The sequence below is a fragment of the Pseudenemella bisphenolivorans genome (assembly GCF_051133435.1).
Taxonomy (GTDB): Bacteria; Actinomycetota; Actinomycetes; order Propionibacteriales; family Propionibacteriaceae; genus JAAYAO01.
Window position 1 is genome coordinate 343,974 of sequence record NZ_JBPGNY010000003.1, and the last position, 14,317, is coordinate 358,290.

At 68.0% G+C, this 14,317-nt stretch carries 10 protein-coding genes and 1 tRNA gene; 2 read left to right on the plus strand and 9 right to left on the minus strand.

All coding sequences use genetic code 11. The features are described from left to right. Window positions 1-142: 142 nt before the first annotated feature. Window positions 143-955 (minus strand): alpha/beta fold hydrolase, encoded by an 813-nt coding sequence (locus ACR4XW_RS09175; protein ID WP_434760248.1) that lies wholly within the window; start codon window positions 953-955, stop codon window positions 143-145. A gap of 178 nt (window positions 956-1,133) precedes the next feature. Here ACR4XW_RS09175 and ACR4XW_RS09180 point away from each other — a divergent pair, with 178 nt between their 5' ends. Beyond that, window positions 1,134-3,368: a protein phosphatase 2C domain-containing protein gene (locus ACR4XW_RS09180; protein WP_434760249.1), complete on the plus strand. Its 2,235-nt coding sequence runs from the start codon at window positions 1,134-1,136 to the stop codon at window positions 3,366-3,368. 1 nt (window position 3,369) lies between these two features. Here the strand turns inward: ACR4XW_RS09180 and ACR4XW_RS09185 are convergent. Then, window positions 3,370-3,445 (minus strand) — tRNA-Thr (locus ACR4XW_RS09185). Window positions 3,446-3,539: 94 nt separating this feature from the next. Beyond that, a complete protein-coding gene (locus ACR4XW_RS09190; RefSeq protein WP_434760250.1) occupies window positions 3,540-5,102 on the minus strand; it encodes an alpha/beta hydrolase in 1,563 nt (520 codons plus the stop codon). 69 nt (window positions 5,103-5,171) lie between these two features. Between ACR4XW_RS09190 and ACR4XW_RS09195 the strand changes: the two genes are divergently transcribed. Further along, on the plus strand, window positions 5,172-6,005 hold the full coding sequence (locus ACR4XW_RS09195) for a PSP1 domain-containing protein (RefSeq protein ID WP_434760251.1): 834 nt from the start codon (window positions 5,172-5,174) through the stop codon (window positions 6,003-6,005). Here ACR4XW_RS09195 and ACR4XW_RS09200 read toward each other — a convergent pair. The 6 genes from ACR4XW_RS09200 to topA form a co-directional block, all read right to left on the minus strand. After that, a complete protein-coding gene (locus tag ACR4XW_RS09200) occupies window positions 5,987-6,931 on the minus strand; it encodes a DUF4241 domain-containing protein (RefSeq protein ID WP_434760424.1) in 945 nt (314 codons plus the stop codon). The two genes, ACR4XW_RS09195 and ACR4XW_RS09200, sit on opposite strands and share 19 nt — an antisense overlap. Window positions 6,932-6,957: 26 nt before the next feature. Beyond that, a complete protein-coding gene (locus tag ACR4XW_RS09205) occupies window positions 6,958-8,193 on the minus strand; it encodes a DoxX family protein (RefSeq protein WP_434760252.1) in 1,236 nt (411 codons plus the stop codon). Between the two features lie 132 nt (window positions 8,194-8,325). After that, complete coding sequence (locus tag ACR4XW_RS09210; RefSeq protein WP_434760253.1) at window positions 8,326-9,504, minus strand: DNA polymerase III subunit delta'; 1,179 nt, start codon at window positions 9,502-9,504, stop codon at window positions 8,326-8,328. 61 nt (window positions 9,505-9,565) lie between these two features. Then, window positions 9,566-10,183: a dTMP kinase gene (gene tmk / locus ACR4XW_RS09215; RefSeq protein WP_434760254.1), complete on the minus strand. Its 618-nt coding sequence runs from the start codon at window positions 10,181-10,183 to the stop codon at window positions 9,566-9,568. Further along, complete coding sequence (locus ACR4XW_RS09220; RefSeq protein ID WP_434760255.1) at window positions 10,180-11,547, minus strand: hypothetical protein; 1,368 nt, start codon at window positions 11,545-11,547, stop codon at window positions 10,180-10,182. Before ACR4XW_RS09220 ends, tmk begins: the two co-directional genes overlap by 4 nt. Window positions 11,548-11,556: 9 nt before the next feature. Further along, entirely contained in the window at window positions 11,557-14,289 is a 2,733-nt protein-coding gene (gene topA, locus ACR4XW_RS09225; RefSeq protein ID WP_434760256.1) for a type I DNA topoisomerase, read from the minus strand. Window positions 14,290-14,317: the final 28 nt, after the last annotated feature.

Consider the following 14,317-nt stretch of genomic DNA (forward strand, 5'->3'; position numbering starts at 1 on the left):
GAAGGAAGCCCGCTGCCGACTGCAGTTGGGCCGAACCCGAACTGTGCTGCGAATCACAGTCCCGGATTATTTGTGACATTTGATCATAAATCTCAGGCGGGCGGAAGACTGTTTCTCGCCCGATCTCACGCCGATCCCGCGGTCAGCACCCCAAGCCGTCGAGGAAGGTGTTCACCGCCGAGACCACTTCGTCAGGTTTGTGTTCCATCAGCGGGATGGTGCCCCCGTCGATGTCGACCACCTGCACCGATTCGGCCCGGGTGAGTGCGGCCACCATCGGCTCGATGAAGGGGTAGGAGGCCGGATCGTCGGTGGGGGCCAGCACCAGCACCGGGGCGGTGATGTTCGCGAGCCGGTCCTCCATCCGGTAGTGCGCCACCGCGACATGACCGACGCTCGGGTTCACCCCGGGGGCCAGGGCGTCGCGGATGAACCGGTTCAAAATGTCGGGACGCTGCTTCGGGTAGAGCGCGGCCCGGAAATCCCAGAGCTGTTGCAGATGGGAGCCGTCATCGGCGACCGGAAAGTTGTCGACCTGATGGTGGACGTCCTGGGCGCGGTAGGCCTCATCGCCGTAGGCGGTGCCCGAGACGACCAGGGTCCGGATGCGTTCGGGGGCCGCCGCAGCCACCTCGGTGGCCACGAAGGCTCCGGTGTGGTGACCGAAGAGCACGAACTCGTCCAGACCCAGTGCGTCCACGAAGGCGAAGACACCCTCGGCGTAGGTCTCGATGGATTGCGGCCCCGCTGGCTTGGCCGACATGCCGAAGCCGTACATGTCCATCGCCAGGGTGCGGCGGTTGCGGGCCAGCCCCGGCTGCACGTCGGCGAACTCGTCGAGCGAGCGCGGCGTCTGGTGCAACAGCACCATCGGGGTGCCCTCCCCCGCCTCGGCGTAATGCAGTTGGCCGAGCGGGGTGTCAACGTAGGCGTAGCGGAGCTGCGGGTCGGTCATGGTTGCCTTTCATCCTGCCGACGGCCGGGGTGCGGCCGATAGCAGCATCGTGGGCGGTGCCGCAACCGGTGGTCTAGCCGAAATGCGCACTGTGGGACGGCGTGATTCCGGGCAACGCAGCATGCCGCGGTCACCGCCGACGACGGCCACCGGGCTGCGGAGACTAGGCTGATTTCCCGTGGGAGAACTCCGCCGGCATCTGCGTGCCACCTTCGACTACGTGGTCTTCGTCTACGGGTCGGAGTGGAAGTACGTCGTGGGCCTGATCGGCGTGGTGCTGGGCTTCATCGTTGCCCTGATGCCGAGCGGCTGGGTTTTCGTGGTCACCGGCATCGGCGCAGTGATCACGGTGGCGTTGTTCCTGGTCGACACCCGTGAACTGCGATCGCGCTGGACCGGTGTGCGGTTGCACAACAACAAACCCGAGCTGAACAGCTTCCGCTTCGACGGGGTGCAGTGGGAGGACGGGATGGACGGCTTCGTCCGGTTTCCGCCCCTGCACGGTCAGGAGCCCGGCAGCACCGATGAGTACATCTGGACCGACCCGGAGGTGAACCGCCTGCTGTGGACCCGCTCGGAGATCACCCAGGTCTGGCTCAGCCCGCACCGTTTCGAACTCCCCCGCGATCTGGCCGACATCGCACCCCAGTCACTGCGGCGCACCGCGGCCCCGAATCAGTCGGCGACCGAACGCACCAAACGTCCGATGTGGTTCAACGGACGGCTGGCCCGCCTGTCCTCCGAACCAACCCCGGAGGCCCTGGGCACCACCCGACTGGCCATGCAGGAGGTCACCTACTTCGACGGGCAGGCCAGCAACGAACTGTGGCACTGGAGCCGGGACGAGACGATCGCCGACGGTGGCAGCCGGCTGCCGCTGCATCACGTGGTCGACACCCGGCGGCGGATCCTGTCGTTGGAGCAGGCCCGGATGGCCAACATCGTCGGCATCACGATCTTCGCGATCACCGCCGATGAGCAGGTGCTGTTCGTGCGTCAGTCGATGCGCAACTCGGTGCAGCCGGGCTGGTTCGCGGCATCGGCCTCGGGCTCACTCGATTGGGCCGATGTCGTTGCCGAGGCCGAGTTGAGTACGACGAAGTCACCGACCCTGGGCCGGGTGTTGATGCGCGGCATGTTGCGCGAGTTGGACGAGGAATCGCGGGTGCGTGCCGAGGATGTGTTGGCCGGCTCGGAGCGGGTGACCGGGTACTTCCGCTGGTTGAACCGGGGCGCGAAACCGGAGTTCAGCGGGCTGGTGCGGCTCACCGTGACGCTGGCCGAGTTGGAGCAGCGCACCATTGCCTCCTCGGAGCGTCCGTTCACCGACGGGCATGCCGCGATTCCGGTCGAGCACCTGTTGGCCGAGCGTCCGGACGGGTGGTCGGACGACACCGCCGCCATGTTGGCGGCCCTGAACGCGGGACGGGAGAACCCGACCCCGATCGGTACCAGCACCCGGGCGACCTGGCAGGCGGCCGCCGACTACCTCGAAGCGAATCCGGAGTATCTGACCCGCACCACCTTCACCGAACGGTTCACCTCCTTCGGCTACGCCAGTTGGGCGGGCAAGGGTGACCCAAACACCAACGAGGACTACGCCAACGCCGGTAACCGCGCCATTCTGGTGCTGGACGGCGCGACCGGTCTGGGTGAGGGCCGAGTCAGCCCGGAAGGTAGCGATGCCCGCTGGTTCGCACACACCGTCGGTGATCAGCTCTCGGCCCGGCTGGGCGGTGAGGGCTCGCTGACCGAGTTGATCGCCCTGTCGCTGGCCGAAACCCGGCGGGCCTGGGCCGAACTGCCCGGCAGCGCCGAGGCCTCCGGGTTGGCCCTGCCGACGGCCGGGCTGGCTGTGGCGCGACTGAATGAGGACCGGCTGGAATGGGCCACGCTCGGTGATTGCCGGGTGGTGCTGGCCACCACCGACGCGATCGTCGAACACGTGGCCGACGAACTGCGCGCCCTGGACGCCAAGGCGATCGCCGCGATGGTCGAGATCGCCGAGCGCACCGGCTGCACGGTGGCCGAGGCCCGGGGGCAGATCGTCGATACGTTGCGGGCGCATCGGCAACTGCAGAACGTCGAGTACGCGATTCTCGATCTGGACGGGGCCGGACTCGACCGGCTGCGCACCGGCTCACTGCCGGTGAGCCAGGTGCGGGCGGTGATGCTCGCCAGTGACGGTTTCGCCGAACTGTGGGACGGGTTCGGTGCCGCCACGGCCGGCGAAGTGCTGGGCCGGTTGAACGATGACCGGGCCCAGGACTGGTTGGCCGAGCTGTTCGAGTTGCGTGATCGGGACCCCGACCACAGCCGACTCCCCCGCTTCAAGTTGCACGACGACTCGACCGTGGCGTGGGCGCGCTTGGGTGAGTTGACCGGCCGGGTGCCGATCACACGGCGGAGATGAATGGAGCCGCCTGGGGGAGTCGAACCCCCGACCTACGCATTACGAGTGCGTCGCTCTGCCAACTGAGCTAAGGCGGCCTGGCCCTGCCGGAACCGAGAACACACTATAGGCGATCGGCCGCAACGCTGGGTATTCGTGGTCGGGCCCACCCGGGGCGGGCCCGACCCGAACTCAGGCCTTACAGGTCTTGCCCTGCTCCGGCACCGTCCCGTCGACGAAGAACTTCACCACGGCCTCGTCGATGCAGTCGTTGCTTCCGTAGGCACCGTGGCCTTCACCCTCGAGAGTCAGCAGCGAACCGGAGTCGAGTTGTTCGGCCATCCATTCGGCGAACTCGTACGGAGTGGCCGGGTCACCGGTGATGCCGACCACCAGGATCGGGTCGGCACCCTTGGCGGTGATCTTCTCCAGCGGTTCGACCGCCGGCACCGGCCAGGTGGTGCACACCGTGTCGGCTCCGAAGTAGGGCCCGAAGATGGGTGCCTTCTTCGAGTTCTCGCGCCACTCCTCCTCGGCGGCCTTGAGGCCCTCGTCCGGCTCGTCCAGGCACCGGATCGACGGGAAGGCGTGCATCAAGGATTCGTAGGTACCGTTGGGGTTGCGCTGGTTGTAGACGTCACTCAACATCTGCAGCAGGCTGGGATCACCGTTCTTGGCCCGGATCAGGGCCTGTTGCAGGTAATCCCACGTTTCCTGGGCGTAGAGCGTGGCCACGATGCCGGTCAACCCGATGGCCTGGGTGATCGTCCGGCCGTCGGTGCCCTTCTGGGGGTTGGCCTTGAGATCATCGAGCACCTTCTTGGTGTTGTCGATGACTTCCTCCGGGTTCTTGCCCAGTTCTGCGCAGGTGTCGCCCTCGACGCACCACTTCGCGAAGTTGGTGAAGGCCCGGTCGAAGCCCATCGCCTGCACCACCTCCTCGTTGTCGGTGATGTTGACCGCGCTGTCGAGCACCAACTTGCCGGCCTTCTCGGGGAACATCTCGGCGTAGGTGGCGCCCAGTTCGGTGCCGTAGGAGTAGCCCAGGTAGTTCAGCTTCTCGTCGCCCACCATCTCGCGCATCATGTCGAGGTCACGAGCGGTGTTCTGGGTGGAGACGTACTTCAACAACTCCCCGGACTTCTCCAGGCAGGACATGCCGAAGCCCTTGCTGCCCTCGATCAGCTCCTGGTACCCCTCTTGGTCGTCGGGGTTGGCGCCCAGTTCGGTGAACTTGTCCATCTCCTCGCCCTGCCAGCACTCCACCGGGGTGGACTTGCCGGTTCCGCGCGGGTCCCAACCGATGACGTCGTACTGCTCCAGGCCTTCGCGCTTGAAGCGAATCGCCAACTCGGAGCCACCGGCGCCGGGGCCACCGGGGTTGACGAAGATCGTGCCCAGCTTGGGTTCCTCGGTGGCGGGCACCTTCGTCAGGAACAGGCTCAACGCCTGCCGGTCGGGGTCGTCGTAGTCCAGCGGTGCGGCGATGGTGGCGCACTGGTGCCTGGAGTCTTCGCACTTCTGCCAATCGATCTTCTGCCCGAGGTAGCCCTCCATTCCCCCACCGGGGGCGTCGACGAAGCCTTCGGGCTTCACATCGGGGATCTCGACGTCCTTCGGCCGGTCGGGCGAGACCGGGCCGTCCTTGCCTTTCCCGGGGTCGTTCGTCGGCTCGGGAGTGCACCCGGCAACGAGTCCGAGAGCGAGAACAGCCGCGGCAGCGGCGCGGATTCTGCGTTTCGTTGAGGCAACCACGAGCAGCACCCTACTTGCCGAAGGTGCAGATTCCATCGTCGCCGACCAACGCACCGCTAGGCTGGGTTCGTGCCACAGGTGATGGCGGTGTCCTTCGAACAGCACGGCCGCCTCTACTACGTCGACCCGGGACCACATCGTCCCCGGGTTGGTGACCATGTGCTGGTGCCCACCGACGCGGGCCATGAGGTCGCCCAATGTGTCTGGGCCCCCGAATACGTGGCCGACGAGGGCTTCACCGGACTTCCGGTTTGCGCCGGGCCGGCGACCAAGGCGGACCTGACCCGGGATGCCGAGAACCGGCGGATCCGGGCCCGGGCGCGGGTGGTGGCCAACCGGTTGATTCGCACCCACGAGCTGCCGATGAAGGTGGTCGGGATCGACTACCTCGACCGCTCCGATGAGTACGACCACATGGTGGTGATCTATTTCACCGCCCCGCACCGGGTGGATTTCCGGCGCCTCCTGGGAGATCTGGCACGCACCCTGCAGTCGCGGATCGACCTGCGCCAGATCGGGTCACGTGACTCGGCCCGGTTGATCGGCGGCATCAGCCACTGTGGCCGCGAGTACTGCTGTTCGAGCTTTCTGACCGACTTCGACGGCATCAGCATGCGTTTGGCGCGAGCCCAGGATCTGCCGCCCAACCCACTGCGGATTTCCGGTGCCTGTGGACGGTTGATGTGTTGCCTGAAGTTCGAACACCCGCTGTATGTCGACTTTCTGCGCGAAGCGCCCCCGGTCGGTTCGCAGGTGGAGACCCCGGACGGGACGGGCACGGTGGTCGGGCACAGCGTTCCGGCCGATTCGGTGGTGGTGCGGATGGACGCGACCGGTGAGGTCGCCCCCTGCCCCCGGGCCTCGGTGTGCGAGGCCCGCGCGCTTTACGAGTCGCGCGACTGACCCGGCTCCTGCAGCGGACGGGCGATCAGCACCTTTTCGGAACTGGGGTCGAACGTGCGGTACCGGGGCGGCAGATCGTCCAGTGCCGCGTAGTGATCCTCGAGCACACCCAACTCGATGGTCAGGCTGACCAGGGTGCCGTCGGCGGCATAACCCTTGAGCACCCGGTAGCTGCCGTCCCCCCAGCCGGATTCGGCGAACACCACGTTGGTTTCAGGGGTTGATCCCGGCACCGCGGTGTTGAAGCTCTTGTGCTGGTCGAAGCGGTCGAGCCACTCGTCGGTGAGCTCGTCGCTGGGCCACTCGATGTCGGTCATCGAATCGATCACGCGGGCGTCGGCGAAGGCGACCACCCCGGCGTCGACCCCCAGGCCGAGGTCGTGGCCCGACCCCAGGCCGCCGGCCAGTTCGTACTGGGCCACCGGTTCGGACGAGAGCAGCAACGAGAGGTAGGCATTGCGTGGGCCGGGACCCTCGGAACGCGCGGGTTCCTCGCCGTCCGGTTCGATGGTGGCGATGGTGACGAAGACCGGGTATTCACCGGGCGGCACCGCGAACTCGAGACATTCGCTCAGGAAGTCGGCCCAAGCCCCGACCGCACCCGACCAGGTGGTGAGCGTGCCGAGCGGTTCGGTGTGCAGGTCGACGTCTCGGATCCCGTTGGTCGTCCACAGCGGGCCGGGGCCATCGACCATCGCGAAGATGCCCTCGGAGTCGAACAGCACGTGTTGCGCGCCGGCGGGCAGATCGGTGGAGAACGCTTGCCGGCCGGGTGCCGGGTAGAGGTAGGTCGCGCCTTCCTCGGGTTCGTCCAGGGCGGTCTGCAAGGCTTCGGCTCGCCGACGCTTCTTCGTGGCCCGCACCACCACGACGATCACGGCCACGGCAGCGATCAGCAGTAACGGAAACCAGGCCCAGGGGTCCATCTCGGCCACGTGCTCTTCCTACCCGGTCACTCGACCGCGGCTGCTTCCTTCTTCAGTCGGCGGCGCTTGCGCATGGCGCCATCGATGCTCCATCGGCCTCCGCCGAGCAGCAGGAACAGCAACCCGACGCCGGTGATCAGCAGCGGCAGCTCACCGACGAAACCGGCCATCCCCGACTGGAAGGGGTTGCTCGCTCCCCACAGCACGAAGACCAGGGCCATCACCGCGGTCGCCATCGCAGCCAGGCCGGCCACCCGCACCAGGAAGCCGAAGACCAGCGACACCGCGATCAGCAGCTCCCCGATCGCCAGCACCCAACCGAGCACCTCGGGATAGGGCAGCACCGTGTTCTGGTCGATGAACTGCTGGGTTTCACTCAGTGCGGTGAGGTGCTGAAGCCCCCGGACGAAGAAGATGGCGGCCAGAATCAGCCGCAGCACGAACAGGCCCAGCGATCCGTACCACTTGTCGGTGTTGCGCACCATCACCGTCGCAGCCATCGGCGGCGGTTCGGGAGCCGGACGGGAGACCTTGCCCAGGGCCCGGTTACGCTCGGCACGGGTTGCGGCACGTTCGGCGGCGCGGTCGGCCTCCGGGTCGGTCTCGTCCTGCAGTGCGGTCTCGTCCTGCAGTGCGGTCTCATCGAGGCGGGCGTCATCGACCCGGGCATCGTCGCGGGTGACGGCATCATCGCGTACCGGCTCACGCGCCACGGTGCTGTCCTCGTCGCGGAACAGGCCTGCACCACCCATCGGTGCCGCTGCGTCCTTCCGCTCGAAGACCTGGGTTTCGGCCTCGGAGCCGTAGGCCTTGGTTTCCGGTTCCAGCACCTGGGTTTCCTGGTCGGGCCCGATGTCGCGGGTCCGGGTACGCCGGTCCTGCCCCAGGGTGGGCGGCACATCGGCGTCCCGATCCTGGCCCAGGGTCGGCACCCGGGTGTCGCGGTCCCGGCCCAGGGTCGGCGGGTCGTTGTCCCGGTCTTCACCCAGGGTCGGCGTGACCCGGGTTTCGTCGTGATCGGCACCGACCAGCCCGGGGTTCGCGGCGTCTCCGCGGCGATCGACCCCGGCCAGCGACCGATCGTCGACGTCTTCGTCCATGCCGCCGTGGCCCGTCAGCCGCTGGTCGGGAGCAGTCTCCGGTGGGTCGGCCGACTCCGCTCCGGCTTCCCGAACCCACGTGGCCGGCTGGGGCCACTCCTCACCCGTACGGGCATCATCTCCGGTCGGCTGGTTCGCCCCCGGCTCACGCTGATCGGTCACGATGGGTCCCTTTCCTGGGCATAGCTCTGAGCATCATTTTCGCCCCGCCACGCGCCGAACCCGTGGATGCCGTCCGGAGTTTCGCCGGTTAACCGGGCCCGTGTCGACTTTCGGCCCGAATCCCGGCCCGACTCAGGGGTTTCCCGCCATGCCCGGACGGGCCAGCGCGATCATCAATCGCTCCACCGCCAACAGGGGCGCAACGTTGGTTTCCAACATCGTGCGGCATTCCAGCAGGGCATCGACCCGATGCAGGGTGTCGGCGGCCGACGAGGCTTCGGCCATCGCGGTGAGTTCGGCGTCCATCGTGTTGATCAACCCGGCCCCCGATCCGAGTTGGATGCTCAACACATCGCGGTACCAGGTGGTGAGTTCGGTCAGTGCCCGGTCGAGGGCATCGCGTTGCAACCGCTTGGCCCGGGCCGCCTGCTGTTCGGTGAGTTCCTTCAACGCCGCGGCGGCCTGCTTGGGACGGGCCCCCTTGGTGCCGAAACCGAGGGCCTTTTCCAGTTCGGCGCGTTCGTCGGCATCCAGGGCTTCGGTCTGTTGTTTGGCCTCTTCGGCGGTGGCCTTGACCAGTTCGTCGGCCGCGGCCAGGCATTCCGGCAGGCCCCGGCTCAGGCGGCCGGGAATCTTCAGGATCTGCCGGCGCCGTTCCCGGGCCTCGGCATCACGGGCCAATCGGTTCGCCCGCCCGATGTGCCCCTGGGCGGCGCGGGCCGCCTCATCGGCCAGTTCCGGGTCGATGCCCCGCTCGATCAGCAGGCCGGTCACCGCCGAGGTGCGCGGGGTGGTCAGGTTCAGCGTCCGGCAGCGCGACCGGATCGTCACGCTGACATCGTCGGCGGTCGGGGCGCACAACAGCCAGACCGTGCCGGGGGCCGGTTCTTCCACGCTCTTCAGCAGGGCGTCCGCACCCTGATCGGTGACCCGGTCGGCGTCCTCGACCACGATCACCTGCCACCGGCCCAGCACCGGCGACATCGCGGCCCGGCGCACCAACTCACGAACTTCCTTGACCCCGATGGACAACTGTTCGGTGCGCACCAGGGTGACATCGGGGTGGGCTCCCGACAGGGCGGTGACGCAGGCCTGGCACTGCCCACAGCCCTGTTGGTCGCACTGCAGGGCGGCGGCGAAGGCGCGGGCCGCGTTCGACCGTCCCGACCCCGGCGGGCCGGTGATCAGCCAGGCGTGGGTCATCGCATAGTTGCCGCTGCCCACCGCTCGCCGCAGCACCTCGACCGCCTGCTCCTGCCCCACCAAATCGGCCCAGACACCGGTCAACGGTGAGGCTTCGGCTGTGGTCATGGGCCCAGTCTGCCCGCTGGCTCCGACAGTTTCACCCCGGGACGGACGGTTTCGGTGCCGGTCAGCCTTCGCGAGCGGCCAACAAGGCATCCACCCGGGCCGCGATCCTGGCGGCCAGGACGTCGATCGGATCGCGGGCCGGCAACACCAGGTACCGCTCCGGCGCACCGGCGGCCATCTGCAGGAACGACTCGCGCACCCGCCGGTGGAACTCGTGGCCGGCCTGCTCCAGCCGGTCGCGGTTGGCCTTCACCCCCACCGCCCCATCGGGGTCCATGTCCAGCAGCACCGTCAGGTCGGGATAGCGCCCACCGACGGCCCAGTCGGCCAGATTGACCAGTTCATCCCAATCCAGGGCCCGTCCGGCACCCTGGTAGGCCAGCATCGAATCGACGTAGCGGTCGGTGACCACGATCGCCCCGCGGGCCAGGGCGGGTTCGATCACCGCCGCGACATGATCGGCCTTGTCGGCGGCATAGAGCAGGGACTCGGCCCGGGGCGCCAGGTCACCGGTGTCGGGGTCCAGCAGGATCTCCCGGATCCTTGCCCCCACGGGGGTACCGCCGGGTTGGCGGGTGGCGACGACCTCATGGCCGGCGGCCCGCAGATGCTCGACCAGGGCACGTTGCTGGGTCGATTTGCCGACCCCGTCGCCACCTTCGAGGGCGATGAAGGTCACGACACGACCAGCTTGCGCCGCCACTTCGGCCATTGGTTGACCAGATCGGCGCGGGCTTGGTTCTGGGCGAGTTTGCGGCGCTGGTATTCGCGTCCGGCCTCGAAGGCCTGCTCCGCGGTCAGCGTCGGCACCGATTCCTGCAGCGCGAACAGCTCCGGATCACTCGCCGCCGACAGCCGCTCGGCCATCCGTACCGCGCGGCGGGTGAACCGCCGGTCGCGGGTCAACGGCAGCAGGTCGGCGATCGCGCAGGCATTCACCAGCGACTCGACCCGCGACACCGCGCTGTCCCAGGCGTCCTGGGGTGCGTCGGGCGACAGGTTGTCGACCGCCTTGCGGGTGTCTTTGAGGGCGTTGCCGACCAGGGCCCGGGCCAGTTCACCGGCGGTCTGTTCGCCCATCCCGACCTGCACCGCGCGGGCGGCGACCACCACCCGGTCGATCACCCCCAAATAGTCGGACGAGTCGGGCGGATCGGTGGTCTCGCTGATCTCGGTCGTCACCTGGGCCAGGGCCGCGTCGGAGTCGGCCACCCACTCGGCGTCCAACACCGGCGCCAGGCCGCGGATCTCGCGGCGCAACCGGCGCAGGATCGCGACCAGCTTCTTGGTGTCGGTACTCAGGCCGGTGCGCAGCGCCAGGTCGGCGCCCAGCAGCTCGCGCAGCCGTCCGGCCCACAGGGATTGGACGAAGGCGGGGGCGGGGGTGGCGTCGTTCCAGTCGGCCACCGCCGGCAGGTCGCTCGGGCCGGTGGCGGGGGCGCCGAGGCGTTCGGCCAGCGGCGGGAAGGCCGGCACCCGGGCCGCCCCGACGGCGGTGAGGTTCTCGGCCAGCCAGGACATCTGCTCCGGGGTGGCACCGACCGGGGTGAGGGTGACCTCGCGGTAGCGTCCGGTCACCAACTGGCCCCGACGCACGGTGACCTGATCGTCGCTCAGCCGGGCCAGCACCGCCCGCTGATCGTCGCGCAGATGCCAGGTGCGTCGGCGGCAGTGCAACTGCGCCGACTCGACGAGTTCGGCCCGCCGCATGAACGGCACCACCGCGTCGCGGAACTTCTCGGGCAACTCCTCCGAGGTCGAGGAGGCATCCACCGGCAGCCAGGGTGCCCAGTCGGGGGCATCCAGGTACCACTCGGTCGGGTGCCCCGCGAAGGTGCGCCGGGCCAGCACCACCCCGCTGCGCACCATCCGCTGGTCGTGGGCGTCGAAGATGGTCGCGTCGACCTCGTAGGTGGCGTCGGCGACCTGGACGACATTGGTCAGGCCACGTTGGGGGTCGACCAGTTGTGGTGGGTCAACGGCGAAACCCAGATCGAACAGGCGGACACCGTTGGAACGAAAGGGTCGGGAGCGCAGTTGCATCGCAAGTTCCTACTCGCCGTCGGCCGAAGACTTCTCGGATTTCGCAGCCGACGACTTGGCAGCCGTTGACGTCGTGCTCTTCTTGGCCGTTGTCGTCTTCTTGGCGGTCGTCGTCTTCTTCGCCGGGGCCTTCTTGGCCGGGGCCTTCTTCGCCGTCGTCCGCCTGGTGGTGCGCTTGGGGGCCGGGCCCTTCGCCCGCTTCTCGGCCAGCAACTCCTGCGCCCGTTCAGCGGTCATCGACTCGATCGAATCGTCGCGACGCAGCGTGGCGTTGGTTTCCCCGTCGGTAACATAGGGCCCGAAGCGGCCGTCCTTGACCACCACCGGCTTGCCCGACACCGGGTCGGGCCCGAACTCGGCCAGCGGGGGCTTGGCCGCCGCCCGGCCGCGACGCTTCGGTTCGGCGAAGATCTTCTCCGCTTCCTCCAGCGTCACCGAGAAGATCTGGTCCTCACTGGTCAGCGAGCGCGAATCGGTGCCCTTCTTCAGGTACGGGCCATAGCGTCCGTTCTGGGCGGTGATCTCCACCCCGTCACTGACTCCCACCACCCGCGGCAGGCTGAGCAGAGCCAGAGCCTCGTCCAGGCTGACCGAATCGATGCTCATCTCCCGGAACAGCGAAGCGGTGCGCGGCTTGGCGCTCTTCGGCGCGTCCTCGGGCAGCACCTCGGTGACGTAGGGGCCGAAACGGCCCGACTTGGCCACGATCGGACGGCCCGACTCGGGGTCGGTGCCGATCTCGCGCTCCTCCCCCAGCGGCCGCGACAACAACTCGCGGGCCTTCTCCAGGGTCAGTTCGTCGGGGGGCAGGTCGGGGTCGACATTGGCGCGCGGCCCGTCACCGTCCTGGACGTAGGTGCCGTAGCGGCCCACCCGCACCACAACGTCCTCACCCAGTGGGAAGGTGGACAGCCCGCGGGCGTCGATCTCCCCGAGTTCGGTGACCAGCTTCTGCAGGCCCTCGGCATCGCCCTCACCGAAGTAGAAGTTCTTCAGCACGTTCAGCCGGTCGGCGCGACCGCCGGCGATCTCGTCCAGGGTGTCTTCGAGTTCGGCGGTGAATTGGTAGTTCACCAACTGCGGGAAGTGTTCCTCCATCAGCCGGGTGACCGCGAAGGCCAGCCAGGTCGGCACCAGCGCCGAACCCTTCTTGAACACGTAATCGCGGCTGGTGATGGTGCGGATGATCGAGGCGTAGGTCGAGGGCCGGCCGATCTCGAGTTCTTCGAGCTTGGCCACCAGGGACGGTTCGGTGTAGCGGGCCGGAGGCTTGGTCTCGTGGCCCGAGGCGGTCACCGCCAGGGTGGTGAGCTGCTGGCCCTCGGTCAGGTTCGGCAGGCGTCGCTGCTGATCGTCGGCGGCACCCTCGTCCACCGATTCGACGTAGGCGCGCAGGAAGCCGTGGAAGGTGATGGTGCGACCCGAGGCGGTGAACCGGCACTGTTCCCCGCTCGCGGCGGTCGCGTCGATGCGGATGCTGACCGATTCGCCGCGGGCGTCGGTCATCTGGGAGGCCAGGGTGCGCTGCCAGATCAACTCGTACAGCCGGAACTGGTCTCCGGTCAGCCCGGTCTGGGCGGGGGTCCGGAAGGTGTCACCGGCGGGACGGATCGCCTCGTGCGCCTCCTGGGCGTTCTTCACCTTCGAGGAGTAGAAGCGGGGCTTCTCCGGCAGGTATTCCTCGCCGTACAGCTTGCGCACCGAAGAGCGGATGTCGTTGATCGCCGAGGCGGCCAGGTTCACCGAGTCGGTACGCATATAGGTGATGAAGCCGCCCTCGTAGAGGTCCTGGGCGACCGACATGGTGCGCTGGGAGGTGAAGCCGAGTTTGCGGCCGGCCTCCTGCTGCAGGGTGGTGGTGCGGAACGGCGCATAGGGACGGCGGGTGTAGGGCTTGGCCTCCACCGAGCCGACGGTGAAGGGCCGGCCCTGCAGGTTCTCGGCCAGGGCGGTGGCGGTCGCCTCGTCGATCACCACCACGTTCTCGGCCGGGGTGCCCTTCTCGTCGAAGTCGCGGCCCTGGGCGATCTTGCGGTCGTCCAGATGGGTGAGCCGGGCGTTGACCACCGGCGGTTCGGCCTCGGCCCCGGCGTCCAGTTCGGCGTCCAGATCCCAGTAGGAGGCGCTGCGGAAGGCGAGCCGCTCGCGCTCCCGATCCACCACCAGACGCGTCGCCACCGACTGCACCCGGCCGGCCGAGAGCTTCGGCATGACCTTCTTCCACAGCACCGGGGAGACCTCGTAGCCGTAGAGACGGTCGAGGATCCGGCGGGTTTCCTGGGCATCGACGAGGTTCTCGTCCAGTTCGCGGGGGTTCTCGACCGCCTCGCGAATGGCCGATTCGGTGATCTCGTGGAAGACCATCCGCTTGGCCGGCACCTTCGGCTTGAGTTCCTGCAGCAGGTGCCACGCGATGGCCTCGCCCTCGCGGTCACCATCGGTGGCGAGCAGGAGTTCGTCGACGTTCTTCAGCGCTTCCTTCAGCGACCTGATCGTGGCGCGCTTGTCGGCGGCCACCACATAGAGCGGCTCGAAGTCCTCCTCGACGTTGACCCCGGTGCGGGCCCACTTCTGGCCCTTGTACTTGGCCGGTACCTCCGCGGCGCCGGTGGGCAGGTCACGGACGTGTCCCCGGCTGGATTCGACGATGAAATCGCCGCCCAGGTAGTCGGCGAGTTTCGTCGCCTTGGTGGGTGACTCGACGATCACCAAGTGACGACGAGCCGCGTCCGATGTTGCCAATTTGGGTCACTCCTGCGTTGTCAGACCT

What these genes read in the sequence shown, in the direction of transcription:
- ACR4XW_RS09175 (WP_434760248.1), bottom strand. Translation starts at nt 955, where the DNA reads ATGACCGACCCGCAGCTCCGCTACGCCTACGTTGACACCCCGCTCGGC.
- ACR4XW_RS09200 (WP_434760424.1), bottom strand. Translation starts at nt 6,931, where the DNA reads ATGGACCCCTGGGCCTGGTTTCCGTTACTGCTGATCGCTGCCGTGGCC.
- ACR4XW_RS09210 (WP_434760253.1), bottom strand. Translation starts at nt 9,504, where the DNA reads ATGACCACAGCCGAAGCCTCACCGTTGACCGGTGTCTGGGCCGATTTG.
- ACR4XW_RS09220 (WP_434760255.1), bottom strand. Translation starts at nt 11,547, where the DNA reads ATGCAACTGCGCTCCCGACCCTTTCGTTCCAACGGTGTCCGCCTGTTC.